This window comes from Paraburkholderia sp. 32 (assembly GCF_050435345.1).
Lineage (GTDB): Bacteria > Pseudomonadota > Gammaproteobacteria > Burkholderiales > Burkholderiaceae > Paraburkholderia > Paraburkholderia tuberum.
This window is the reverse complement of the sequence record NZ_JBNDKD010000003.1, coordinates 2,179,352-2,204,155: the sequence shown is the minus strand read 5'-3', so window position 1 is coordinate 2,204,155 and position 24,804 is coordinate 2,179,352. Positions and strand designations below refer to the sequence as shown.

Sequence of the window (24,804 nt, the reverse complement as noted above, 5' to 3'; positions counted from 1 at the left end):
TCAAAACGACGCGCTTGTCAGCAGCCCTACAAAAACATCAAGAAATTCAACAGAAAGATATTGATCACCAGCAGCATCAACGCCGTCGGAATCTGCACCTTGATCACCGCATTCTTGTCGGGTAATTCGAGCAGCGCAGCCGGCACCATGTTGAAGTTCGCGGCCATCGGCGTCATCAGCGTGCCGCAGTAGCCGGAGAACATGCCGATCGCGGCCATCACGGCCGGGTTGCCGTGGAACACGCCGACGAGGATCGGCACGCCGACGCCGCCCGTCATCACCGGAAACGCGGCGAAGCCGTTGCCCATCACCATCGTGAACAGCGCCATGCCGATGCAGTACACGGCCACCGCGACGAAGCGGTACTCGAGGCTGATATACGACGTGGTCACGTGCGCGACCGCCTTGCCGACGCCCGCGTCCGAGAACACCAGACCGAGCATGCCGAGCATCTGCGGCAGCACCGCGGCCCACGAGAGCGCATCGACGAGGCGGCGCGCTTCCTTCATCGACTGGCCGACCGTGTCGCGCGTGATCACACAGGCGATCGCGAGCGCGATCACGCAGCCCAGACCGAAGCCGATCAGCGTGACGTTGGCCTTCTCGATCAACGGCACACCGCCGAACACGAGATGGCTTGCCGCGAGCGTGATGATCACGGTGACGACCGGAATCGTCAGCGCGGGCACGAACAGCTTGTTGCGCAGTCGCGCGGCGCTCGCCTGACGTGCTTCGAGCGACAGCGTCTTCGGCTTGCCCGCGGTGACGCCGCCGAAGCCCGCGATCAGCGCCATCGCGATTACCGCGCCGCCGACCACGGCCGGCGGCAGCCGGTCGCCGATCAGGAAGATCAGCGCGTAAAGAATCCAGAAGCCGCCCGCGGTGAGGCGGCGCGGATGCTCGCGGTCCGTGACGATCATGCCGCCGACGATCAGCAGCACGATGCCGAGCAACCAGAACAGATAGGTGATCGTGAAGGTCATGCTTCGTCTCCGGTAGCACGCGTGGCCGACGGCGGCGTCGATGCGGCGGTCGCGCTCGAACTGCCGCCCGGCGCCTTGCCGCGCAATTCACGCTCGAGCCGGCGGTCGAGCAGCCAGAGCCGGAAGCCATGCACGATGAACGCGCTGATCGCGGTCGGAATGCCCCACACGGCGACGTGAATCGGCTCGACGACGATGCCCGCTTCCTTCAGGAAAGTCGTCATCAGCACGATCGCGCCGAACGCGACGAAGATGTCCTCGCCGAAAAAGAGGCCGACGTTGTCGGTTGCGGCCGAGAATGCGCGCAGCCGGAAGCGCACCGCGTCGCCGATCTTGCCGAAGCGGTTCTCGGTCGCGCCCTCGGCCATCGGCGCGATCAGCGGACGCACCATCTGCGGATGGCCGCCGAGCCCGGTCAGGCCGACCGCGGCGGTCAGCTCGCGCACGAGCAGATAGACGATCAACAGACGTCCGGCGGTCGCCGCCTTGATGCTGCTGATCCACGCCTGCGCGCGCTCGCGCAGGCCGTGTCGTTCGAGCAGGCCGATCACCGCGAGCGGCAGCAGGATGATCAGCGGGATGTTGCGCGTCTTGATGAAGCCGGTGCCGATCAGCGCGAGGATTTTTTCCGGCGGGAAGTGCGCCGCGAAACCGGTGACGATCGCGGCGACGGCCACGATCAGCATCGGATTGAAGCGCAACAGAAAGCCAACGATGATGACGGCCACACCGATGAGCGGCCATAGACTGACAGTTGTCTGCATCAGGATCTCCAAAGAGGCTATTCAACTTCGCCGCGGGTGGCGGCTGACGTGAACCGGTGCATGCGGCCTCATGCGCCGGCGTGCCGCCGCGGCTCTGCGGCCGCGTCGAACTCTCTTTACCTGCCCCGTGAATGCGCGTCGGCATCCGTGGGTTTGCAGCGGGCATCGCGATTGATGCCGCGGCTGGCAATCGCCCCGCATGGGTGCGGGGCGCTGGATCGGTCACGCGCGCCGGATCGGAGCGACGCGCGCAGTGGCTAGGACGGTGAGGCGAACGCTCAGACGCGCGCGGCGGCCGCCGCATGCACTTCGATGCCGGCGTCGGCGAGCGCGCCGCGAATGCGTCGCGCGAACGCCAGCGCATGCGGGCCGTCGCCGTGCAGGCAGATGGTCTGCGCGTTCAACGGCACCCACTGTCCGTCGACGGCTTTCACGCGCTGCTCGCGGATCATCACGAGCGTGCGCGCGAGCACTTCGTCCTCGTCGTCGAGCAGCGCGCCCGGCTCCTTGCGCGGCACGAGCGAGCCGTCGGCGCGATAGCCGCGGTCGGCGAACACTTCCTCGATCGCGGTCAGGCCCGCGTTGCGCGCGGCGCTCACGAGCCCGCTGTTGGCGAGCGCGAACACCGCCACGGACGGATCGAAATCGTGCACCGCGGAGACGATCGCGTCAGCGATCTTCGCGTCGCGCGCGGCCTGGTTGTACAGTGCGCCGTGCGGCTTTACGTGCGCGATGCGCCCGCCCTCGGCCTGCGCGATCGCCGACAGCGCGCCGAGCTGATACAGCACGCCCGCGTAGATCTCGCCCGCCGGCAGCTCCATTTCCTTGCGGCCGAAATTCTCGGGATCGTTGAAGCTCGGATGCGCGCCGATCGACACGCCTTTCTGCACGGCCCAGCGCACGCAGTCGCGCATCGCGTTGGGGCTGCCCGCATGCCAGCCGCATGCGATGTTGGCCGAGCTCACGAGGTCGAGCAGCGCCTCGTCGGAGCCGCAGCCTTCGCCGAGATCGGCGTTCAGATCGATTTCCATGGGGATTCCTTTACTTAGTGTCACAGCGCCGCGAGCGCCACCCGGCGCGCGCAACGCTCTTCATGCATCGCGATCGCGGCATCGATCTGCCGCAGATACGTGCGTTCTTCCAGCAAAGCCTGGCGCGCTTCGTAGGGCGTCGTCGGGATGAAACGGACAGCACCGTTCAGGCGCACCTGCGCGAGCTTCCACAGATCGGCCTGTATCACCGCGCCGATCTTCGGATAGCCGCCGGTGGTCTGCGCGTCGCTCATCAGCACGATCGGCTGACCGTTCGGGGGCACCTGGATCGTGCCGGGCAGTACCGCGTGCGACAGCAGGTCAGTCTTGTGCGTGCGCTTCAGCTCGGTGCCGGCAAGGCGATAGCCCATGCGGTTGCTGTTCGGCGTCACGAGCCACTCGTCGGACCAGAACGACTGCTGTGCATCCGCAGTGAAGCTGTCGTATTCGGGGCCGCGCAGCACGCGGATCGGTATGGCCCACGGCACGCCCGACGGATGACGACCGCGCCGCAGCGGCTCGTTGACCAGCACGAACTTGCACCAGGCGGGCGCCTTCACGCCGAACTCGGGCGCCTCGGGCGTGAAGCCGAGGTGGCCGCGCTGCTGCGGCGCGCCGACCGGCAGACGGTCGCCGTCGTTGAGCGCGCGGCCGCCGAGTCCGCCGAAATGGCCGGCAAGGTCGGTGCTGCGCGAGCCGAGCATCGGCAGCACGTCGATGCCGCCCGCCACGCAGACATAGCCGCGCATGCCGCGCTTCGCCGCGTGCAGCACGAGCTCCTGGCCGGCCTGCACGGGCAGACTCCAAAACGAATAGACGGGTTTGCCGTCGAGCGTCGCGCCGAACTCGGTGCCGGTGATCGCGACGCGCGTCGCGCGCAAAAAGCGCAGCGCGGTCGGGCCGAAGGTGATTTCGAGGCCGGCCGCGTCGGGGCGGTTGCCGACCAGCCGGTTGCCGACTTCGAGCGACAGCCGGTCGAGCGCCCCCCCCATCGCGACGCCGAGATGCCGATAGCCGTGGCGGCCGAGGTCCTGGATCGTGGTCTGGAGACCCGCGCGGATCACGTCGATCATGCGTGCATCCCCGCGATCGTGAAGCGCACCCGGTCGCCGGGCTGCAGCAGCGTGGGCGGACGGCGCGCCGGATCGAACAGCGGCACCTCGGTGCGGCCGATCAGCTGCCAGCCGCCCGGCGACACCGCCGGATAGATGCCAGTCTGCTCGCCGCCGATGCCGACCGAGCCCGCCGGCACCTCGAGCCGCGGCGACGCGCGGCGCGGCGTGTGCAGCGCGGTGTCGAGCCCACCCATATAGGCGAAGCCGGGCTGGAAGCCGAGAAAGAACACCACGTAGACGCCGCCCGCATGACGTTCGACGACCTCGCGCGCGCTCAAGCCCGTATGTTCGGCGACCGCCCGCAGATCGGGGCCGAATGCGCCGCCGTACTGCACTGCAATCTCGACGTCGCGCCCGGGCGCGACGGCTTTGGCCGCTGCGTTCCAGGCCGTCAGCAACTGCTCGCCGAGCGCGTCGGCGTCGGTCGAGAGCGGGTCGAACACGAGCGTCAGATTGTTCATGCCGGGCACGACTTCGAGCACCTGCGGCCAGTCGCGCGCGGCTTCGGCCGCAGCCCACACGCGCTGCTGGCACTCCAGCGTGGCGGGCGGCGGCGCTTCGCAGACGAGCGCGGCATCGCCGAGGGGAAAAATTCGTGGTTGGCTCATGACTGGGCGGCCCGGATCGAGTCGGAGGATGAGGCGGACAGCGCGGTGCGTTGGCGCATGCCCGGCACGGAGTCGGCGACGTTTGGAGCGTACATTATCAATAAAATATTGACGATTTACCAATAAGCGTTTTTGCCAGGCTCGTCGGTGGCGAGCATCGTCGTACACTTGCGACACTTTTCCAGCCCATTTTCGTCACGGGAACCTCGTATGACGCGTCATCCCACCAAGATCGTTTCGTCGGAACATCTCGTCTCCGAGAGCAGCGCGGAACTCTCGGAACTCGAATACGCGCTGATCATGGCAGGCAATGCGTTCAACCGCTGGATGGTGCGCTGCATGTCGGCGGCCGGCGACAAGGACATGACCGCGATCGAAGTGTCGCTGCTGCACCACGTGAGCCATCGCGAACGCCGCAAGAAGCTCGCGGACATCTGCTTCGTGCTGAACATCGAGGACACGCACGTCGCGACGTACGCGTTGAAAAAGCTCGTAGCTAGAGGGTACGTAAAAAGCGAAAAGACCGGCAAGGAAGTGTTCTTTTCCGCAACCGACGCGGGCCGCGAACTATGCCTGAAGTATCGCGAGGTGCGCGAAAACTGCCTGATCTCGACGCTCAAGGAAAGCGGCCTGACCAACCAGCAGATCGGCGAGGCCGCGCAGTTGATGCGCAATGCGTCGGGCCTGTACGACACGGCGGCGCGCGCGGCGGCTTCACTGTAACGACGAAACACCGCGCAAGCGCCGGCGCGTCACACGCCGCGCATCGCGCGTTCAGCCCGGCAGCGCCGGATGAAACCCCGCCTCCGTGACGATCAGATCGAGCGCAATGTCATGCGCCTCGCGTTCCAGCGTGTCGGTGCGGCACGCTTCGTAGGCGATGCCGACCGTGATCGGCTTGTGCGCCGCCGGCCAGCCGGCCAGCGTGCGGTCGTAATAGCCGCCGCCGTAGCCGAGGCGGTAGCCGTCCGAGTCGAAACCCACGCAGGGCACGAACAGCAGCTCGGGCAGCACCACGCGCCCCGAGGTGGGCTCGGCAATCTTGTGATGGCCGATTTTCATCGGCGTCGCGGGCGTCCAGGCATGGAATTCGAGCGCCATGCCACGTTCTTTAATGATTGGCAGACTGGCTTCGTGGTGCGAGTCCGCGGCAAGCCAGAGCGCAATCGCGCCGCGCGCGTCGAACTCGCCGGCAAGCGGCCAGTAGAATCCCGCGCTGCGTACCGCGTAGTGCTTCAGCGCGTCGAGCATCCGACGCCCGAGCGCGGCATTCTTCGCCGGCTCGGAAGCCGCTTGCAGACGGCTTTCCAGCAACCTCCGGCGCAGCGCCTTTTTCGTTGCCGGGACAGGGTTGCATGCTATGCTTGGGTCCAATTCGCGCTCCAGAAACAACGATGTCAAAACGCCTTTTTCGAGTATATCGCGCGGCCAGTATCGCGCTTGCCGCAGCGGCACTCGTGGCCTGCAGCACTGCCTCGGCCGTCAAGCCCCTTCCGATCTCGCAACTCACGAACGACGACCAGATTTTCGTCCAGCTTCGCGAAGCCTCGCGTACTAACGACGCGGCGCGCGCAGCCCAGCTCGCGAGCATGATCCCGAATTATCCGGCGCCCTCGTATCTGGAGTACTTCCAGATCAAGCCGCAGCTGTTCGATTCGACCGGCCATGCGCGCATCGACGCGCCGGACGCGCCCGTGCTCGCGTTCCTGCAGAAGTACGACGGCCAGGCGATCGCCGATCGCATGCGCAACGACTACCTGACGGTGCTCGGCACGCGTCACGACTGGCGCAACTTCGACCAGCAGTACGCGAAGTTCGTGCTCGACGACGACACTCAGGTCAAGTGCTACGCGCTCGAATCGCGCGCGTCGCGCGGCGAGAACGTCGCGGACGCGGCGCGCGCGCTGCTCGTCGAGCCGAAGTGGTACGGCGACGGCTGCGTCGATCTGATCACGGTGCTCGGCGTGAACCACCAGTTCAGCGCCGACGACATCTGGGCGCAAATTCGTCTCGCGTACGAACAGAACTACACGAGTACCGGCAGCAAGCTCGTCGACGCGCTCGGCGACCAGCCGCCCGACCCGGTGCTGTTCAGCCAGGCGACCAATGCGCCGCCGCTATTGCTCGCGCGCGGCGTCGGACCGGATGCGCAATCGCATCAACTGGCGCTGCTCGCCATCACGCGCATGGCGCGCAACGATCCGGCCATGGCCGCGGCCACGTTCGCGTCGGTCGCGCCGTCGCTGAATTCGCCGGAGCGCGCGATCGGCTGGGGCACGATCGGCTATCAGGGCGCGCTCAAGCAGATGCCTGGCGCGGTCGACTGGTTCCGGCTGTCGGCCAACGCGCCGCTGTCGAATCCCGCGTATGAATGGCGCACACGCAGCGCGCTACTCGCAGGCGACTGGAACATGGTGCGCTGGTCGATCGAGCAGATGCCCGAGTCGCTGCGCAAGCAACCGTCGTGGGTGTACTGGCACGCGCGCGCGCTGAAGCAGGCCGGCGACACGGCCACGGCCAGTCAGGAATTCCAGTCGATCGCGTCGAACTTCAACTTCTACGGGCAGCTCGCGCTCGAAGAGCTCGGCCAGAAGATCACCGTGCCGCCGAAAACCACCGTGACCGACGCCGAAGTGCAGCAAGCCGGCACCACGCCGGGCTTCGATCTCGCGCAGCGCTTCTATGGGCTGAATCTGCGGCTCGAAGGCAATCGCGAATGGAACTGGCCGTTGCGCAACATGTCCGACCGGCAACTGCTCGCCGCCGCCGAGTACGCGCGCCGCATCGAGCTGTACGACCGCACCGTCAACACCGCGGACCGCACGAAGAGCGAGCACGATTTTTCGCTGCGCTATCTATCGCCGTTCCGCAACATCGTCGAGCAGGACGCGCAGTCGAGCGGGCTCGACGTCGAGTGGGCGTACGGGCTGATTCGCCAGGAGTCGCGCTTCATCATCAACGCGCGCTCTGAGGTCGGCGCGGGCGGACTGATGCAGCTGATGCCCGCCACCGCGCAACTGGTCGCGAAGAAGATCGGTCTGGGACCGGTGTCGCGCGAGCAGATGAACGACATCGACACCAACATCCTGCTCGGCACGAACTACCTGGCGATGATCTACAATCAGTTCGACGGGTCCGCCGTGCTGGCCACCGCTGGCTATAACGCAGGTCCGGGCCGTCCGCGCAACTGGCGGCAGTCGCTGCAGCGCCCGGTCGAAGGCGCGGTCTTCGCCGAGACGATTCCGTTTCAGGAAACTCGTGACTACGTGAAAAATGTGTTGTCCAACACGGTCTACTACGCGGCATTGTTCGAAGGCCGTCCGCAATCGCTGAAGGCGCGCCTGGGTTACATCGCACCGTAAGCGCCTTGGCGCCGCAATCTCGCTTCGAGGTTGCGGCGCGCTTCGCCAGCCGTTGCCGCGGCTTCCATCAGGGAGTCGAAAAATGCGACATCAAGCCATCGCGGTCATCGGCGGTTCAGGGTTTATCGGCAGCTACCTCGTCAACGCGCTCGTCGAGGCGGGCAAGGACGTGCGCGTCGCCACACGGCGACGCTACAACGCGCGACATCTGACCATGCTGCCGATCGACGTGCTCGAAACAGACGTGTTCGATCCGGTGCAACTCGCGCGCTTCGTCGAGGGCGCCGATTGCGTAATCAATCTGGTCGGTATCCTGAACGGCAAACGCGGCAAGCCCTATGGGCGAGAGTTCGCGCATGCGCACGTCGAGCTGCCGACGCGCATCGTCGCCGCCTGCGAAGGCAAGGGCGTGCATCGGCTGATTCATCTGAGCGCGCTAGGCGCCAATCCGAACGGCCCGAGCATGTATTCGCGCTCGAAGGCCGACGGCGAGAAAGCCGTGCATGCGGCCAACGTCGCGTGGACGATCTTCCGGCCGTCGGTCGTGTTCGGACCCGAGGACGCGTTTCTGAACAAGTTCGCGTTCCTGCAGCGCGTGTTTCCGGCCATTCCGCTCGCGATGCCGGACGCGCAGTTCCAACCGGTCTATGTCGGCGACGTCGCGAAGGCGATCGTCAACGTGCTCGATCTCGATGGCGCGAGCGGCCGCACCTACGAGCTCGGCGGTCCGACCGTCTACACGCTCGAAGACCTGGTTTCGTACTGCGGCGACGTGATCGGCAAGCATGCGCGCATCATCCGTCTGCCCGAGCCGCTCGCGCGCCTGCAGGCATTGAGCTTCGAAATGGCGCCGGGCGAACCGGTGATTTCGCGCGACAATCTCGATTCGATGAAGGTCGCCAACATTCTGAGCGGGCCGCTCGCGCCCGAGCTCGGACTCGAACCGGTCAGCATCGAAGCGATCGTGCCGACGTACCTGACCGGTGCTGCCTCGGGTTCGCGACTCGACACGTTCCGCGCCAACGCCGGACGCTGAAGCCTTTCCCTCTACCTGATAACAAGTATGAAACTGCTGATTGGTGACAAGAACTATTCGTCGTGGTCGATGCGTCCGTGGCTGCTGCTCACGCACTTCGGCATTCCGTTCGACGAGGAACTGATCCTGCTGTACGAAGCGGACACGAATGCGAAGATCCGCGCTCAGGCGCCGCGCGGACCGGGCAAGGTGCCGTGCCTGATCGACGACGCCGGGCAGGCCGTGTGGGATTCGCTGGCGATCGCCGAAACGCTCGCCGAGCGCTTCCCGCAACACGCGCTGTGGCCGCGAGACGCGGCGGCGCGCGCGCATGCGCGCAGCGTCAGCGCCGAGATGCATTCGGGGTTCGGCGAGTTGCGCTCGAAGATGTGGATGAACATCCGTGCGTCGTTCCCGGGCAAGAACGCGACGCCGGGCGCGCTCGCCGATATCGCGCGGATCGAGACGATCTGGTGCGACTGCCTCGAGACCTACGGCGGTCCGTTCCTGTTCGGCGAATTCGGCATTGCCGACGCGATGTTCGCGCCGGTCGCGATGCGCTTCAACACGTGGAAGCCGGCGTTGTCGGAGACCGCAGCCGCCTATGTCGAGCGGCTCACCGAGCTGCCCGCGGTCAATGCATGGATCGACGCCTCGCGCCGCGAAACGCACGCGATCGCCTATCAAGACGAATGCCCATGAATATCTATGCAGTAGGTGGCGCGGTCCGCGACGAGCTGCTCGGCGTGCCGGTGCAGGACCGCGACTACGTGGTGGTGGGAGCAACACCCGAGCAGATGGTCGCGCAGGGCTATCGGCCGGTGGGCAAGGACTTTCCGGTATTCCTGCATCCGCAGACGCAGGAGGAGTACGCGCTCGCGCGCACCGAGCGCAAGACGGCGGCCGGCTATCACGGCTTCCAGTTTTTCTATGCGCCCGACGTGACGCTCGAAGAAGACCTCGCGCGCCGCGATCTGACGATCAACGCGATGGCGCGCGAGGTGCGCCCGGACGGCGAGCTGACCGGCCCCGTCATCGATCCGTTCAACGGCCAGGCTGACTTGCAGGCGCGGCTTTTTCGCCATGTCAGCGCCGCGTTCCTCGAAGATCCGGTGCGGATTCTGCGCATCGCGCGTTTCGCGGCGCGTTTCGTCGATTTCACGGTCGCGCCGGAAACGCTGGCGCTGATGCGCGAGATGGTCGCCGACGGCGAAGCCGATGCGCTGGTGGCCGAGCGCGTGTGGCAGGAGGTGTCGCGCGGGTTGATGGAGAAGAAGCCGTCGCGGATGTTCGGCGTGCTGCGCGACTGCGGCGCGCTCGCGCGGATTCTGCCGGAGATCGACGCGCTGTTCGGCGTGCCGCAGCGCGCCGACTATCACCCCGAGGTCGATACCGGTGTCCACGTGATGATGGTGCTAGACCATGCCGCGCAGCAGGGCTACGCGCTGCCGGTGCGCTTCGCGGCGCTGACGCACGACCTCGGCAAGGCGACCACGCCGGAGGACCTGCTGCCGCGGCACATCGGCCACGAGGGCCGCAGCGTCGATCTGCTGAAGCCGCTGTGCGAGCGGCTGCGCGTGCCGAACGAGTGCCGCGATCTGGCGGTGCTGGTCGCGCGCGAGCACGGCAATATTCATCGCGTGATGGAGATGGGGGCGGCGGCTCTGGTGCGCCTGCTCGAGCGCAGCGACGCGATCAGGAAGCCGGCGCGCTTCGCCGAGGCGCTGCAGGCCTGCGAGTCGGATGCACGCGGGCGGCTCGGCCTCGAGATGAGCGAGTACCCGCAGGCCGAGCGGCTGAGGCTTGCACTGGTGGCCGCGCGAGGCGTGGATGCAGGGGCAGTGGCGCAGCGGCTCGCCGATGCGCCGGCCGGCATCAAGGACGCCGTGCATGAGGAGCGCGTACGTGCGGTAGAGGCTGCGCTGGCTTGAAGTCGTGCGGGCGTAAAGTAGCGCGCGACGGCGCCTACAACACCCGCGCCAACAGCGACAACAGCATCGACAGCACCAGCGTCGACATGAACGGAAACGGATACTCGCGGCCGAACAGCCGCAAGGTCACGTCGCCGGGCATCCGGCCGATGCCGAGCTTCCTCAGCCACGGCCAGCACGACGACAGCACCGCGACGGCAACGAAGGTAGTCAAAAGCCAGCGAATCATCGCGAGTCCTCGAGCCAGAGCGGATTCACGATCACAGCGTATGCGAACGATCGCCGCTCGAAAAGGCGCGCAGCGTATCGTCGAGTCCACGCGAAAACGCGATCACCTTGAAGAGCTCGCCCATCTCCGCCTCGGACAGCAGCTTCTGTACCGCGTTGGCGGCGGGAAGAAAGCGCGCGGCGTCGGCGGGATCGATTTCGCCGAGCACCTCGGTGACGCCCGCGTTCAGCAGGAAGCGCGCTTGCGATGTGAAGCCGAGCAGGTCCGCGCCGGTCTCGACGCCCGCCTCGGCGATGCCGGTGAATTCGACGTGCGCGGTGATGTCCTGCAGACCGGGGTACAGGAACGGGTCGCCGTGCGCGCGGTGCCGGTAGTGGCACATCAGCGTGCCCTGCGCGCGCTGGTCGTGGTAGTACTCGTGGCGCGGAAAACCGTAGTCGATCAGCAAGATCGCGCCGCGCGCGAGCATCGTGCAGATGGTGCGCGTGAAGGCGCGCGCGGCTTCGTGCGTTTCCGTCACGTAGTCGTCGCCGGCCGGTTCGCGGCTCGCATCGATTTCGGTCAGCAGCGCGAGGTCCGCGGCGGCCGCGACGGGGCGGTCGTCGAACGCGAAGGCGGCGTCGCGCCACACCACGCCGCGCTCGCGCCAGACACCGCCGTTTTGCGCGAAGAGCCGCACCGGCATCGCATCGAGCACCTCGTTGCCGATCACCACGCCTTCGAAGCGCTGCGGCAACGCGTCGAGCCAGCGCACTTTCGCGAGCAGCGCGGGCGCGGCCGCCGCGATCGTTTCGCGCTGCCGCTCGCGCAGCTCACCCGATAGATCGATGATCGAATAGCTGTCGAACCCGGCGCCGAGCGTGTCGAGCGCATTGAGCAAGCCCGCGGCGAGCTTGCCGGTGCCGGCGCCGAACTCCATCACATCGCGCGTGCCACTCGCCTCCAACGCTTCGGCGAGCGGGCGCGCGAGCGTCGCGGCGAACAGCGGCGACAATTCCGGCGCGGTGACGAAGTCGCTGCCGTCGTCGGCGCGCAGGCCGAATTTTCGCGCACCGCCGCTGTAGTAGCCGAGACCCGGCGCGTACAACGCGCGCTCCATGTAGCGGTCGAACGGCAGCCAGCCGCCGGCCGCGTCGAGCTGCACGCGGATCTCGGCGACGAGCGCGTCGGACTGCGCGAGCGCGCTCGGGCCGGGAGCAGGTAAACTATCGGGTTGGTGAGCTTTGGGATTCATCCCCGCATTGTAAATGACCGTCTCTCCGGACATCGCTGCCCGCGCGGCTGAACTGCCGCCCGAAACGCCCCGCGTCGTGCTGATTACGGGCGCCGCGCGCCGCATCGGGCGCGCGCTCGCCCTCGGCTTCGCCGCGCGCGGCTGGGACGTGGCCGTGCACTACGGTGCCTCGCGTGAGGACGCCGACGAAGTGGTCGCGCAGATCGTCGCGCTGGGCCGCCGCGCGGTCGCGCTGCACGCCGAGCTCGGCGACGAGGCGCAGGTCGCCCGGCTGCTGCCGGACTGCGCCGCTGCGCTCGGGCGGCCGTCGTGCATCGTCAATAACGCGTCGCGCTTCGAGGAAGACACGGCGCGCGACGTCGGCTACGAGCTGCTGCTGAAGCTGACCGCGATGAACGTCGGCGCGCCGCTCGTGCTCGCGCGCATGCTTTACGACGCGACGCCCGATGCGGCATTGCGCGACGAAAGTCAGCGCGGCGTCGTCATCAATGTGCTGGATCAGAAGCTGTACAACATGAACCCGGACTATCTGTCGTACACGCTGTCGAAGGCGGCGCTGCAGACCGCGACGGTCGCGCTCGCTCAGGCGCTCGCGCCGAAGCTCCGGGTGGTCGGGCTCGCGCCCGGGCTGACCATGCAATCGGGCGACCAGACCCAGCACGGGTTCGAGGCCGCTCACCGTATGACGCCTCTTGGCCGTGCGTCGCGGCCCGAGGACATCGTCGCCGCCGCGCTGTATCTCGCGGATGCAGCCGGCGTGACCGGAACGACGCTGGTGGTCGACGGCGGGCAGCATCTCGTGCCGCTGCCGCGCGACGTGATGTTTTTGACGGGCGCCTGACACGCGCGCGTGGCCGGCCTTCGAGGCGGTCATCGCGTGTGGCGAAGCGCCCCTTTGCGTGCCCCGCACGCTTTTTTGGACTGGAACGAACATGTTTGCCGCTCTTTCGCACCCCCGGCTCGCCGATTGCCGCCTGCTTTTTCTGCGCAATTACGAAGTGCACATCAATATCGGCGTGCACGACTTCGAAAAGCGCGGCGAGCAGCGCGTCGTGATCAACGTCGAACTGTTCGTGCCGCTCGCGATGTCCACGCCGGTGCACGACAAGCTCACCGAAGTCGTCGACTACGACTTCATGCGCTCGACGATCGCGAGGCGCGTCTCGCAAGGCCATATTCATCTGCAGGAAACGCTGTGCGACGACCTCGTGCGCGCGATGCTCGAACATCCGCAGGTGCGCGGCGCGCGCGTGTCGACCGAAAAGCCGGACGTGTATCCGGACTGCGATGCGGTCGGCGTCGAAGTCTTCCGCATCAAGGAGGACTGAGCGATGAACGCACCGGAAATCCTGACCGCAGACAACGAAGCCGCTGACGCCACCGCGGCACCGAGCGCCGCCCGCGCCCCGAAATCGCCGCTCACGCGCCGCGAGCAGAAGGAAGCGTACGAGAACAACAAGCTCTTCAAGCGTCTCGCGCGCCAGGTCGGCCAGGCGATCGGCGACTACAACATGATCGAGGACGGCGACAAGGTGATGGTGTGCCTGTCGGGCGGCAAGGACAGTTACGCGATGCTCGAGATCCTGATGCGGCTGCGCGAGCGCGCGCCGATCAATTTCGACATCGTCGCGGTAAACCTCGACCAGAAGCAGCCGGGCTTCCCCGAGCACGTGCTGCCCGAGTATCTGACCCAGCTCGACATCCCGTTTCACATCGAGAATCAGGACACCTACAGCATCGTCAAGCGGCTCGTGCCGGAGGGCAAGACCACCTGTTCGCTGTGCTCGCGGCTGCGGCGCGGCATCCTGTATCGCGTCGCCGGCGAGCTCGGCGCGACCAAGATCGCGCTCGGCCATCATCGCGACGACATCCTGCAAACGCTGCTGCTGAACCTGTTCTATGGCGGCAAGTTGAAGGGCATGCCACCCAAGCTGCAATCGGACGACGGCAAGAACATCGTGATCCGGCCGCTCGCCTACGTGAAGGAAACCGATCTGGAGAAGTACGCCGAGTTGCGTGAATTCCCGATCATTCCGTGCAATCTGTGCGGTAGCCAACCAAACCTTAAGCGCGCGGAAATGAAGGCGCTGGTCCGCGACTGGGAAAAGCGTTTCCCGGGCCGCATCGAGAACATGTTCAATGCGTTGTCGAACGTGGTGCCGTCGCATCTGATGGATCACCAGCTGTTTGCGTTCGCGGGGCTGCGCGCGAGCGGCGAAGCCGACCCGCAAGGTGACATCGCGTTCGACGAAGAACCATGCTCGAGCGGCGACGAAGGCGCGCCGCTCACCAGTGCGAAGACCATTTCGCTGGTCCAGTTCGACGACCTGTAACGAGCGAAAAGTGCCTGTTCCGGCGGCATTCCGGCCGCTTTTCCGCTGGCTTGCAAGCCCTGCCGAGGCCGCGTCTGCGGCCTTTTTTGCAGGTGCAGCATGATAGAATCGTCCGCTCCAAACTCGTCTATTTGCCGACGCCATGAACATCGTCATTTTGGCGGCAGGTACCGGCAAGCGCATGCGGTCCGCGCTTCCCAAGGTGCTCCATCCTCTGGCCGGCCGGCCGCTCCTCGCTCATGTCATCGACACCGCCCGCGCGCTGAAGCCCGCCCGCCTGATCGTCGTGATCGGCCACGGCGCCGAAGCCGTGCGCGAAGCCGTCGCGGCGCCCGATATCCAGTTCGCGGTGCAGGAGCAACAGCTCGGCACCGGCCACGCGGTGCAGCAGGCGCTGCCGCTGCTCGATCCATCGTTGCCCACGCTGGTGCTTTATGGCGACGTGCCGCTCACGCGTGCGCAAACGCTGCGCGCACTGACCGGGCGTGCCGGCCAGGACGGCTACGGCGTGCTCACCGTCACGCTCGACGACCCGACCGGTTACGGCCGCATCGTGCGCGATCAGCACGGCAACGTGCAACGCATCGTCGAGCAGAAGGACGCGAGTCCCGAGCAGCTGAAGATCGCCGAAATCAACACCGGCATCATCGTCGCGCCGACCGCGCGCCTTGCCGGCTGGCTCGCGGCGCTCAAAAACGACAACGCGCAAGGCGAGTTCTATCTGACCGACGCGGTCGAAATGGCGATCGAAGCCGGCCTCGAAGTCGTCACCACGCAGCCCGACGACGAGTGGGAAACGCTCGGCGTCAACAGCAAGCAGCAGCTCGCCGAGCTCGAGCGGATTCATCAGCGCAATGTCGCCGACGCACTACTCGTCGCGGGCGTGACGCTCGCCGACCCGGCGCGCGTCGACGTGCGCGGCACGCTCGAATGCGGCCGCGACGTGTCGATCGACGTCAACTGCGTGTTCGAAGGCCGTGTGACGCTGGCCGACAACGTCAGCATCGGGCCGAACTGCGTGATTCGCAACGCGAGTATCGGCGCCGGTACGCGCGTCGATGCGTTCACGCACATCGAAGGCGCGGAAGTCGGCGCGAAGGCCGTTGTCGGTCCATATGCGCGCTTGCGCACAGGCGCGGCGCTGCAGGACGAGTCTCATGTAGGGAACTTCGTCGAGATCAAGAACGCGGTGCTCGGTCATGGCTCGAAGGCCAACCACCTCACCTACATCGGCGATGCGGATGTCGGCGCGCGCGTGAATATCGGCGCGGGCACGATCACCTGCAACTACGACGGCGCCAACAAATTCCGCACCGTGATCGAGGACGACGTGTTCGTCGGCTCGGACACGCAACTGGTCGCACCGGTGCGCGTGCAGCGCGGCGCGACGATCGCGGCCGGCACCACGGTGTGGAAGGACGTCGCCGCCGACGCGCTGGTGTTGAACGATAAAACCCAGACGAGCAAGACGGGCTACGTGCGCCCTGTCAAAAAGAAAAGCTGATCGATACGGCGTGCCCACGAGGCGCGCTCACTGAATCCGGCACTGAAAAGGAATACACCATGTGCGGCATTGTCGGCGCGGTTGCGCAACGTAATATCGTTCCCGTCCTGATCGAAGGACTGCGGCGCCTCGAATATCGCGGCTACGATTCGTGCGGCGTCGCCGTGCTCGGCGCTCGCGGGCCGAGCCGCGCGCGCAGCGTCGCGCGCGTGGCCGACCTCGAAGGCCAGGTGCGCGACGGTCGCCTCGAAGGCGTGACGGGCATCGCGCATACACGCTGGGCCACGCATGGCGCACCGGTCACCGACAACGCGCACCCGATCTTCTCGCGGGATGCGCTGGCGTTGGTACACAACGGCATCATCGAAAACTACGAGACCTTGCGCGAAATGCTGCGCGGCAAGGGTTACGAGTTCGTCTCGCAGACCGACACCGAGGTTATCGCGCACCTGGTCCATAGCCTGTATCGCGGCGACCTGTTCGCCGCGGTGCGCGAGGCGATCGCGCAACTGCACGGCGCGTATGCGATCGCGGTGCTGCACGAGGATCAGCCGCATACGGTGGTCGGCGCGCGTCAGGGCTCGCCGCTCGTGGTCGGGCTCGGGGACGGCGAAAACTTCCTCGCATCGGACGCGCTCGCGCTCGCAGGCAGCACCGAGCGCTTCATCTTCCTCGAGGAAGGCGACGTCTGCGAACTGTCGCTCGATGGCGTGCGCATCGCCGATCGCCAGGGCGAGGCCGCGCAACGCGAGGTGCGCCAGGTGGCCGCCTATGGCGGCGCGGTCGAACTCGGCCCGTATCGCCACTTCATGCAGAAGGAAATCTTCGAGCAGCCGCGCGCGATCACCGACACGATTCCGCAGGCCGACGCGTTCGATGCGTCGATCTTCGGCGAGGGCGCGCGCCAGGTGTTCGCGGACATCGACAGCCTGCTGATTCTCGCGTGCGGCACCAGCTACTACTCGGGGCTCACCGCCAAGTACTGGCTCGAATGGCTCGCGAAGATTCCGACTCAGGTCGAGATCGCGAGCGAGTATCGCTATCGCGAGTCGGTGCCGAATCCGAAGTCGCTGGTGGTGGTGATTTCGCAGTCGGGCGAAACCGCCGACACGCTCGCGGCGCTCAAGCACGCGCAGGAACTCGGCCACAAGCACACGCTCGCGATCTGCAACGTCGGCACGAGCGCGATGGTGCGGCAGACCGAGTTGTCGTTCCTCACGCACGCGGGCCGCGAGATCGGCGTCGCGTCGACCAAGGCATTCACGACGCAGCTGGTTGCACTGTTCACGCTGGCGGCAACGCTCGCGAAGCTGCGCGGACGTTTGAACGACGAGCAGGAAGCGAGTTATCTGAAGCAGTTGCGCCACCTGCCGGCGGCGCTCAACAGCGTGCTCGCGCTGGAGCCGCAGATCATCGCGTGGTCGGAGGAGTTTTCGCGCAAGGAACATGCGTTGTTCCTCGGACGCGGCATGCACTATCCGATCGCGCTCGAAGGCGCGCTGAAGCTCAAGGAGATTTCGTATATCCACGCCGAGGCGTATCCGGCTGGCGAGCTGAAGCACGGGCCGCTGGCGCTCGTGACCGAAGCGATGCCGGTGGTGACGGTCGCCCCGAACGACGCGCTGCTCGAAAAGCTGAAGTCGAACATCCAGGAAGTGCGCGCGCGCGGCGGCGAGCTTTATGTGTTCGCCGATGCCGATACGAAGATCGTCAACGGCGAAGGGCTGCATGTGATCCGGATGCCAGAGCACTATGGCTTGCTGTCGCCGATCCTGCACGTCGTGCCGCTGCAGTTGCTCGCGTATCACACCGCTTGTGCGCGTGGCACGGATGTGGATAAGCCGCGGAACCTGGCGAAGTCGGTGACGGTGGAGTGACGAAGACGTAGCGGCAAACCGCGCCGCAAGCTCATGCAATCAGCCGCGCCGCCATGCGGTCCGGCGGACGAAACACCATCGGCATCTGTCTTGCCACGATGCCTCGACGTGACGACGCCACATCGACTACCCTCTGTCGACATCCCACGTGGCCTCGTCATCATGAAGACCTCATCTCCCAACACGCTAACCGAAAAGCTGAAGTCACGCGTCGTGCTAATCGCGCTGTTCGTCGGTTCGATGTGGGCGGTGTTCTTTCTGTCGGTTGCATTGCCGTTCCTGCATCTGAACGAACACGGCGTCGTGCCGCGTTCGCTCGACGGCTTGCAGGGCATCCTGTTCGCGCCGTGGCTGCATGCGAGCGTCGGACACATCGCCGCCAACACCAGCGGGCTCGTCGTACTCGGCTGGCTGTGTACGTGGCCGAACATCGCCGGCTTCTGGCGCGCGACCATCGGCGCGATGCTCGGCGCCGGTCTTTGCGCGTGGCTATTCGGCGCGCCGTATTCGGTGCATATCGGCGCGAGCGGGCTGGTGTTCGGCTATGCGGGTCACCTGGTTGCGCGTGGTTACTACACGCGCAATCTCGTGTCGATCCTCGTGGCCCTGGTCGTCGTCAGCAGCTACGGTCTGAGCCTGCTGTTCGGCGTACTGCCGATCTATCCGGATGTGTCGTGGCAGAGCCATGTCGGCGGCGTGCTCGGTGGTGTGCTCGCCGCGCGTGCGGGGGCCGGCGCGGCAAACCGGGTGCGCGTGCGCTGACCCACCCGCATCTTTTCGCCTATCGGCATATCGCCGGGTGATCGACGAATCCTACAACTCCGGCCGCGCCAGATCGCTCGCGACGATGTGTTCGCCATACACCTGCGCGGCCGCGAGCGCTTCGAGTCGGCTCGCGTGTGGGCCCAGTTCGGGTGCGCCATCGAATGGAAACAGCACGCGGCCGTCGGTCGTGCGCACCACCTTCAATACGCCGAAGAAGCGCCGGTAGCCGGCCATTTTCGCGCTCGCCGAAATCTCGAAGTCGTCCTCCGACGTGCCGGGGACGCTGGGAATAAACGCGGTCTTGCTCATAGCTGAAAACATCGGTTGTTCGTTGAGGCCGCGCGCAACGATGCTCGCGGCCGACGCGCATTGTCTCAAATCGGCGCGAAGCGTGAATCGAGTGGGCAACCCGCTGGTTCGCCAATGGTTTTATCGGTGAACTAATGTCAACTTTCACGGCAATGTCATAGGCACTCCATAAAGTCTGCCCGCAAATAAAACCGCATTCCCCACAGGGCAACAAAAAGACAGCAACAGAGGGCAACGAACATGTCACACCGCATTGGGCTACGCGCACTCATCACGGCCGCTTGCGCGGCTTTAATCGCTTTGATCGTGGCCGCCTGCGGCTCGTCTTCTTCGTCCGGCGGGCTGCAACTGACCGGACAGCAGCAGATTCGCCACGTCTTCGTGATCACGCTCGAAAACGAAAACTACGCGACCACATTCGGCGCCAACACCAAAGCGCCGTATCTCGCGCAAACACTGGCATCGCAAGGCGCGCTCGTGCAGCAGTACTACGGCACGGGCCACGTGAGTCTCGACAACTACATCTCGATGATCAGCGGCCAGTCGCCGACTAACGAGACCGACAACGACTGCATGACCTATCAGGACTTCAAGCTGACCGGCATGACGTCCGATGGCCAGGCGATCGGCTCGGGCTGCGTGTATCCGGCGAGCGTGAAGACGTTGCCGGACCAGCTGAAGGCAGCGGGCTATACGTGGAAGGGCTATGAAGGCGACATGGGCAACGATCCGTCGCGCGAAGCCGCCACCTGCGGCCATCCGACGCTGAACACGACGGACCTCACGCAGTCGGCCGAAGCGCCGAGCGCGGCCGTGCCGCTCGGCGACCAGTATGCGACGCGCCACAATCCGTTCATGTACTTCCACTCGATCATCGATTCGCCGGACTGCGGACAGCACGTCGTCAATCTGAATAACCTGCAGAACGATCTGCAATCGGTCTCGACCACGGCGAACTTCAACCTGATCACGCCGAACCTGTGCGACGACGGCCACGACGCACCTTGCGTGAACGGCCAGCCGGGCGGCCTGACGAGCGCGAACACGTTCCTGCAGAAGTGGGTGCCGATCATTACCGCATCGCCGGCGTTCCAGAAGGATGGCCTGCTGATCATCAACTTCGACGAAAGCAGCTACGCGACGGTCACGCAGTCCGCGTCGGGCGAGGATCTGGTATTTGCGGGCACGACCTGCTGTAGCCAGCAACCCGGCCCGAACCTGCCGTCGTTCCCGGAGACTTCGTCGCTCGCCTATAACGGCATCACGATCAACCTGACCAAGTCGAGCTACGGCGGCGACCAGACCGGCGCTGTGATGATCTCGAAGTTCATCAAGCCGGGCACGGTGTCCACGGTGCCGTACAACCACTATTCGATGCTGAAGAGCATCGAGGACATCTTCCAGCTCGACCACCTTGGTTATGCGGGACAGGCCGGTCTGGTGGGGTTCGGCAGCGACATCTTCACGAACCTGTAAAAGACTCGATGCTGTCTTCTGTCATGCGATTCACGGCGCGCGCGAGCGCGCGTCGGATAGCGCTCGCCGCCCTGATGGGCGGCGCGTTACTGGGGGGCGCCGGTGCGGCGCCCGCTGTTGCGTCGAATGCGACACCGACATCCGCCGATGCGAAGCCCGTCTATAGCGACGCCGCCGCGCTCGGCAAACTGATGTTCTTCGATCCGGCGCTGTCGGCCTCGGGCAAGATGTCGTGCGCGAGCTGCCACAGTCCCGAGCACGCGTACGGGCCGCCCAACGGTCTCGCCGCGCAACTGGGCGGCGCGGACTTGCATCAGCAGGGCACGCGCGCGGTGCCGAGCCTGCGCTACGTGCTGAACCGTACGCCGATCTGGACGCATGCGCAGGCGGCGAGCCTGTCCGAGCGGCTCAGCGAAACGGACAACGCGCCGGTCGGCGGCTTCGGCTGGGACGGGCGCTTCAACTATCTGCACGATCAGGCGAACTTCCCGCTGTTCAATCCGAACGAGATGGCCAACAAGGATCCGGCCGCATTGCTCGCGAAGATGCAGCGCGCGCCCTACGCTGCGCGCTTCAAGGAAGTATTCGGCCAGAACATTTTTGCCGATCCGACCAAGGCGTTCACCCAGGCGATGTACGCGATCGAGCGCTTCGAGCTCGAAGACCCGAGTTTTCATCCGTACACGAGCAAGTTCGACTACTACCTGGACGGGAAAGTGCAACTAACTGCACAAGAGTTGCGCGGCAAAAAACTGTTCGACGACCCCGCCGGCGGCAATTGCGCATCCTGTCATATCGACCAGTCGGGCGTGAACGGCGCTCATCCGCTTTTCACCGACTTCAACTTTCAGGCGCTTGGCGTGCCGCGCAACGCTGAACTGAAGGTCAACGCCGATCCGAAGTATTTCGACATGGGCCTGTGCGGACCATTGCGTACGGATCAGAGCGACAAGCTGAACTGCGGACTGTTCAAGTCGGTATCGCTGCGCAATACCGCGACGCGTCACGTGTTTTTTCACAACGGTCGCTTCCACACGCTGAAAGAGGCGTTGCGTTTCTACGTGCAACGCGATACGAACCCGGACAAGTGGTATCCAAGGGATGCGCACGGCAAAGTCGACAAATTCAACGATCTGCCGGTCGCACTGCGCGTGAACGTCGATACGACCGACGAGCCGCTGACGCGCAAAACGGGCGAGCGTCCGGTCTGGTCCGAGCGTGATATCGACGACGTCGCCGCGTTCCTCGCGACGCTGAGCGACGGCTATGACCTGAAGTCAAAAGCGGTCAAATGAACGCATCGGAAAGCGGGGCGAGTTCCGGTCACCCTTGATTTAAAAGACAAAAATTGCCGAGGAAAGGCGCCGCCCGACGCCGCGGCGCTATAATGCGCGGATCTTTGCTTCCTCCGACGTCCACTATGAGCCGGTTACTTTGCCTGATCGTGCTTTCGCTCGGCCTCGCGCAAACCGCGGCGGCCGACGAGAACACCGACCGAATATCGGCGTACCTGACGCAGAAGTTCGGTGTGGGCAAAGAAAAGGCTCAAAAGATCTCCGACGCGGTGCAATCCGCCGCCAACAAATACTCCCTTCCTCCGGCGCTGCTGCTCGCCATCATCTCGATCGAATCCCGCTTCAAGGAAAAAGCCCGCGGCGCCAATGGCGCGACGGGGCTGATGCAGGTCGTGCCGCAGGCGCACCGCGGCCTGCTGCGCAACGTGAAGGATCTGACCGAGCCGGGTGCGAACATCGAAGCGGGCTCGGCGATTCTGTACGGCTACATGCGCTCGGCGAACGGCGATCTGAATACCGCGCTCAAGAGCTATGGCGGCTCGAAGGCCTATGCGCAGAAGGTGAATCTGCGCGTGGAGGATTTCGCGGCGGTTGCGACACCCGCTGACGGCGCTTCCGGGGCCGTTGGGCGGGCCGCGTCGTGCGAGGCGGATCGTTGCGCCAGCGCGAATCCGTGGGCCGACGCGTTCAGCGTGCCGGCGGTGCTCATTGCATCCGCGGCACCCGCCGCGAGCGGGGCAGCCGGGGCATCGTCGGCCGCGACCTCTGGGTCGACTTCGGCCGCGACGATTGGCTCGACGCGCACGACGTCGAACTAGGCACGCGCGCGCGATTTCTTTCGCATTTTCGCCCGCATGCACTGCGAGGGGGCGGCAGCGTGCTTCAAGTTGACGTGGTGTTACCCGCTGCAATAGGGTCCGGGCTGCACCTTGCACGCTTTTTACGCACGTGACGCTGCCCGCTCTACAATGCATTTCCGTTCGCGCTCACGAAGCGCTTCTCGCAACTGATCATGCAGAACCCCTTTTCCCGCACCACCGCTGCGGCCCTGTTCGGGCTGGTCGCGCTCACGGCATGCAGCAGCACGCCGCAACCCAAATTCACTCAGGAACTATTCGAAACCGGCGCAAGCCCGTACGCGCGCAATTTCAATTCGAGTACGGGCGATAGCTGCGAAGCCGCGCGCCGCGCATTGCTGAGCCAAGGCTATCTGACGACGATGTCGCGTCCCGATACCGTCGACGGCAGGAAGAATTTTCAGCCTACCGGCGATTCGCACGTGGTCGTCGAATTTCACGTCGTGTGCACGCCCGGCGAAGAGGCGGCCGATACCAGCATCGTGTACGTGAACGCGGTGCAGAACGGCTTCGCATTGAAGAAGAGCGATACGTCGGCGAGCGTCGGGCTCAGCGTGCTCGGTTCGCTGTCGCTGCCGATTCGCTCCAATAGCGACGCGATGGTGAAGATCTCGAGCGAGACGATTCCGTCGGGCAAGTTCTATGACCGCTTTTTCGGTCTCGTCGATCATTACTTGCAGACGGTCGTGCGCACGCAGCCGGTGACGAGCAGCCCGATCGAGACGCGGACGCTGCCGATGCCGGTAGCAGCGCCGCTTCAACGGACGATCCCTGAGCCGGTGCCCGAGCCGGTAGCGGCGACCACCTCCGCTGCAGTTCGAGCGACGCCGACCGTGCCGGTTCAGACGACGTCACCAGCGCTCGCCCAACCGACGACCGACAAGCCTGTCGCCGTGACGCCACCAGCTGCGGCTCAGGCGGTCCAGTCAGCGCCCGCGCCAGTGCAGTTAACCCGCGCCCGCACCGGTTCCGTTGACGACACCGTCGACATCCTCGCCGGTCCAGCCCGCCGACCCGATTGGCCAGGCTGCAGCGATCGAACCCGCGAGCGGCACGGCGCCTCTGGTGCCGTGACAGCGGCGCAGCGGCTTTCGCATCGAGGCTGATCAAGGTCCGATCAGCCTCTGATTCAGGCGCGCAGCGATATTCACCTTATGGTGTTTACTTGATACGTATACATACGTAGTAGTAGTTAACAAGGGTCAACCGATTCTGTGGATAAGTCGCAAATGTCGCGCCGCTTCAACATCATGCGAAACCTATAACCCTGCGGAACACGTCGGTAGAAAAACTACATAACTGGGATAAGTTCGAACACCGTTAGCCGACCCTGATCTTTATCAAGATTTCGCGCACAGGCTGTTCGTCGCGCTATCCCGAAGTTATTCAGAGGTCGCTGTGGATAACCACGCCTCCGACCGACACTTCCCGTTGCTCCCGCATCGACGCTTCGCGCGACGCGAAGGGCTCGCCAACGCACAGATTTCCGCCCACCGAACGCGCACATTGATAACTCGGTACGAAGATTGCACGCCTTCTTATTGCAAGCGCAACTGTTGCTATTTAGTCAAAACCATTTGCCCAGCGAACAATCCGGCATAGAGTTAAAGTGCTTTGTGAGGTTTCTGGTGCAGTGCGGGGGATGTATGAAGCGCAGATCAGCACGACAGCTAGTCCGTCTTCTGTCGGACCTTCGACATGCGGCCCATTGCAGCTCGTTGCGCGCGGTCGCGACCAGTCGGATGATGGCGCTGGCAGCCGCCGAGGCCGCCGAGGACGGCGACGCCGCTCGCGACGACGACAGTCCCGAGTCCACGCGCGATGAGCAGCGCGACAAGCTGTTCCGGAGCAGATCATGAGAGCCGCGAGCGAACAGTCGTTGCGGTTTCTGGTCGAGAAGTGGCTTTCGCCATCGCCGGCCGAGCCGGTTCACGTGACGGAGTTCAGCCGCACGCGCGCGGGCGGGCGGCGCTATGTGAGGGTGGAGACGTCGTCGGAACAGGGCGGGCGGGGTTTGTTCTTCTTTCGCCACGACGACGGCTGCTGGTGCGTGTTTCCGCCAACCGCCGATACGCCGAGCCTATTCGCTCATCCGCGCGCGGCATAGTTGGGCGAA

Annotated in this window: 24 protein-coding genes and 1 pseudogene; 16 read left to right on the top strand and 9 right to left on the bottom strand. The window is 65.2% G+C overall.

Features of this window, described 5'->3' with window-relative positions; all coding sequences use genetic code 11:
• Window positions 1–26: 26 nt before the first annotated feature.
• The 5 genes from OKW26_RS33020 to pxpB form a co-directional block, all read right to left on the bottom strand.
• Complete coding sequence (locus tag OKW26_RS33020; protein ID WP_187612724.1) at window positions 27–983, bottom strand: DUF979 domain-containing protein; 957 nt, start codon at window positions 981–983, stop codon at window positions 27–29.
• Entirely contained in the window at window positions 980–1,747 is a 768-nt protein-coding gene (locus tag OKW26_RS33015) for a DUF969 domain-containing protein (RefSeq protein WP_184065840.1), read from the bottom strand. The genes OKW26_RS33020 and OKW26_RS33015 overlap by 4 nt, the downstream gene beginning before the upstream one ends.
• A 278-nt stretch (window positions 1,748–2,025) precedes the next feature.
• The gene (gene pxpA / locus OKW26_RS33010) at window positions 2,026–2,778 is read right to left on the bottom strand and encodes a 5-oxoprolinase subunit PxpA (RefSeq protein ID WP_429356283.1); all 753 of its coding nucleotides are present in this window, start codon (window positions 2,776–2,778) and stop codon (window positions 2,026–2,028) included.
• Between the two features lie 20 nt (window positions 2,779–2,798).
• Window positions 2,799–3,851, bottom strand: a complete 1,053-nt coding sequence (locus OKW26_RS33005) for a biotin-dependent carboxyltransferase family protein (protein ID WP_090802578.1) — start codon at window positions 3,849–3,851, stop codon at window positions 2,799–2,801.
• Window positions 3,848–4,501, bottom strand: a complete 654-nt coding sequence (gene pxpB / locus OKW26_RS33000) for a 5-oxoprolinase subunit PxpB (RefSeq protein ID WP_429356282.1) — start codon at window positions 4,499–4,501, stop codon at window positions 3,848–3,850. Before pxpB ends, OKW26_RS33005 begins: the two co-directional genes overlap by 4 nt.
• A 210-nt stretch (window positions 4,502–4,711) precedes the next feature.
• Between pxpB and OKW26_RS32995 the strand changes: the two genes are divergently transcribed.
• A complete protein-coding gene (locus OKW26_RS32995; protein ID WP_018418717.1) occupies window positions 4,712–5,224 on the top strand; it encodes a winged helix DNA-binding protein in 513 nt (170 codons plus the stop codon).
• 51 nt (window positions 5,225–5,275) lie between these two features.
• Here the strand turns inward: OKW26_RS32995 and OKW26_RS32990 are convergent, their stop codons facing one another.
• Window positions 5,276–5,875: a 5-formyltetrahydrofolate cyclo-ligase gene (locus tag OKW26_RS32990; protein WP_429356281.1), complete on the bottom strand. Its 600-nt coding sequence runs from the start codon at window positions 5,873–5,875 to the stop codon at window positions 5,276–5,278.
• A 20-nt stretch (window positions 5,876–5,895) separates the two neighbouring features.
• Between OKW26_RS32990 and OKW26_RS32985 the strand changes: the two genes are divergently transcribed.
• The 4 genes from OKW26_RS32985 (at window position 5,896) to OKW26_RS32970 (ending at window position 10,809) form a co-directional block, all read left to right on the top strand.
• Window positions 5,896–7,863, top strand: a complete 1,968-nt coding sequence (locus OKW26_RS32985) for a transglycosylase SLT domain-containing protein (RefSeq protein WP_429356280.1) — start codon at window positions 5,896–5,898, stop codon at window positions 7,861–7,863.
• Between the two features lie 82 nt (window positions 7,864–7,945).
• Entirely contained in the window at window positions 7,946–8,899 is a 954-nt protein-coding gene (locus tag OKW26_RS32980) for a complex I NDUFA9 subunit family protein (protein WP_429356279.1), read from the top strand.
• A gap of 27 nt (window positions 8,900–8,926) precedes the next feature.
• A complete protein-coding gene (locus tag OKW26_RS32975; protein ID WP_184065809.1) occupies window positions 8,927–9,580 on the top strand; it encodes a glutathione S-transferase family protein in 654 nt (217 codons plus the stop codon).
• Window positions 9,577–10,809 (top strand): multifunctional CCA addition/repair protein, encoded by a 1,233-nt coding sequence (locus OKW26_RS32970; RefSeq protein WP_429347403.1) that lies wholly within the window; start codon window positions 9,577–9,579, stop codon window positions 10,807–10,809. Before OKW26_RS32975 ends, OKW26_RS32970 begins: the two co-directional genes overlap by 4 nt.
• Window positions 10,810–10,843: 34 nt before the next feature.
• Here the strand turns inward: OKW26_RS32970 and OKW26_RS32965 are convergent, their stop codons facing one another.
• The gene (locus tag OKW26_RS32965) at window positions 10,844–11,038 is read right to left on the bottom strand and encodes a DUF2905 domain-containing protein (RefSeq protein WP_018418711.1); all 195 of its coding nucleotides are present in this window, start codon (window positions 11,036–11,038) and stop codon (window positions 10,844–10,846) included.
• Between the two features lie 31 nt (window positions 11,039–11,069).
• On the bottom strand, window positions 11,070–12,272 hold the full coding sequence (locus tag OKW26_RS32960) for a class I SAM-dependent methyltransferase (RefSeq protein WP_429356278.1): 1,203 nt from the start codon (window positions 12,270–12,272) through the stop codon (window positions 11,070–11,072).
• Window positions 12,273–12,285: 13 nt separating this feature from the next.
• Here OKW26_RS32960 and OKW26_RS32955 point away from each other — a divergent pair, with 13 nt between their 5' ends.
• The 6 genes from OKW26_RS32955 to OKW26_RS32930 all read left to right on the top strand — a co-directional run bounded on the left by OKW26_RS32955 (window position 12,286) and on the right by OKW26_RS32930 (window position 18,748).
• Window positions 12,286–13,113, top strand: coding sequence for an SDR family oxidoreductase (locus OKW26_RS32955; protein ID WP_184065800.1), 828 nt, complete (start codon window positions 12,286–12,288; stop codon window positions 13,111–13,113).
• A 91-nt stretch (window positions 13,114–13,204) separates the two neighbouring features.
• The gene (locus OKW26_RS32950) at window positions 13,205–13,600 is read left to right on the top strand and encodes a dihydroneopterin aldolase (RefSeq protein ID WP_429356277.1); all 396 of its coding nucleotides are present in this window, start codon (window positions 13,205–13,207) and stop codon (window positions 13,598–13,600) included.
• A 3-nt stretch (window positions 13,601–13,603) separates the two neighbouring features.
• Window positions 13,604–14,605, top strand: a complete 1,002-nt coding sequence (ttcA, locus tag OKW26_RS32945; protein WP_090802590.1) for a tRNA 2-thiocytidine(32) synthetase TtcA — start codon at window positions 13,604–13,606, stop codon at window positions 14,603–14,605.
• A gap of 142 nt (window positions 14,606–14,747) precedes the next feature.
• Complete coding sequence (gene glmU / locus OKW26_RS32940; RefSeq protein WP_429294082.1) at window positions 14,748–16,109, top strand: bifunctional UDP-N-acetylglucosamine diphosphorylase/glucosamine-1-phosphate N-acetyltransferase GlmU; 1,362 nt, start codon at window positions 14,748–14,750, stop codon at window positions 16,107–16,109.
• A 59-nt stretch (window positions 16,110–16,168) separates the two neighbouring features.
• Window positions 16,169–17,986: a glutamine--fructose-6-phosphate transaminase (isomerizing) gene (gene glmS / locus OKW26_RS32935; RefSeq protein WP_429356276.1), complete on the top strand. Its 1,818-nt coding sequence runs from the start codon at window positions 16,169–16,171 to the stop codon at window positions 17,984–17,986.
• A gap of 162 nt (window positions 17,987–18,148) precedes the next feature.
• Complete coding sequence (locus tag OKW26_RS32930; RefSeq protein WP_090802595.1) at window positions 18,149–18,748, top strand: rhomboid family intramembrane serine protease; 600 nt, start codon at window positions 18,149–18,151, stop codon at window positions 18,746–18,748.
• Between the two features lie 51 nt (window positions 18,749–18,799).
• Here OKW26_RS32930 and OKW26_RS32925 read toward each other — a convergent pair whose 3' ends face one another.
• Window positions 18,800–19,060: a DUF6723 family protein gene (locus tag OKW26_RS32925; protein ID WP_090805534.1), complete on the bottom strand. Its 261-nt coding sequence runs from the start codon at window positions 19,058–19,060 to the stop codon at window positions 18,800–18,802.
• A 240-nt stretch (window positions 19,061–19,300) separates the two neighbouring features.
• Between OKW26_RS32925 and OKW26_RS32920 the strand changes: the two genes are divergently transcribed.
• The 5 genes and pseudogenes from OKW26_RS32920 (at window position 19,301) to OKW26_RS32900 (ending at window position 24,795) form a co-directional block, all read left to right on the top strand.
• Window positions 19,301–20,536 (top strand): alkaline phosphatase family protein, encoded by a 1,236-nt coding sequence (locus OKW26_RS32920; protein WP_429356275.1) that lies wholly within the window; start codon window positions 19,301–19,303, stop codon window positions 20,534–20,536.
• Window positions 20,537–20,544: 8 nt separating this feature from the next.
• Window positions 20,545–21,831, top strand: a complete 1,287-nt coding sequence (locus tag OKW26_RS32915; protein WP_429356274.1) for a cytochrome-c peroxidase — start codon at window positions 20,545–20,547, stop codon at window positions 21,829–21,831.
• Window positions 21,832–21,956: 125 nt separating this feature from the next.
• Window positions 21,957–22,649, top strand: coding sequence for a lytic transglycosylase domain-containing protein (locus OKW26_RS32910; protein ID WP_184065770.1), 693 nt, complete (start codon window positions 21,957–21,959; stop codon window positions 22,647–22,649).
• A 194-nt stretch (window positions 22,650–22,843) separates the two neighbouring features.
• A pseudogene (locus tag OKW26_RS32905) lies at window positions 22,844–23,762 on the top strand (DUF2242 domain-containing protein).
• Between the two features lie 781 nt (window positions 23,763–24,543).
• Entirely contained in the window at window positions 24,544–24,795 is a 252-nt protein-coding gene (locus OKW26_RS32900) for a hypothetical protein (RefSeq protein ID WP_184056386.1), read from the top strand.
• Window positions 24,796–24,804: the final 9 nt, after the last annotated feature.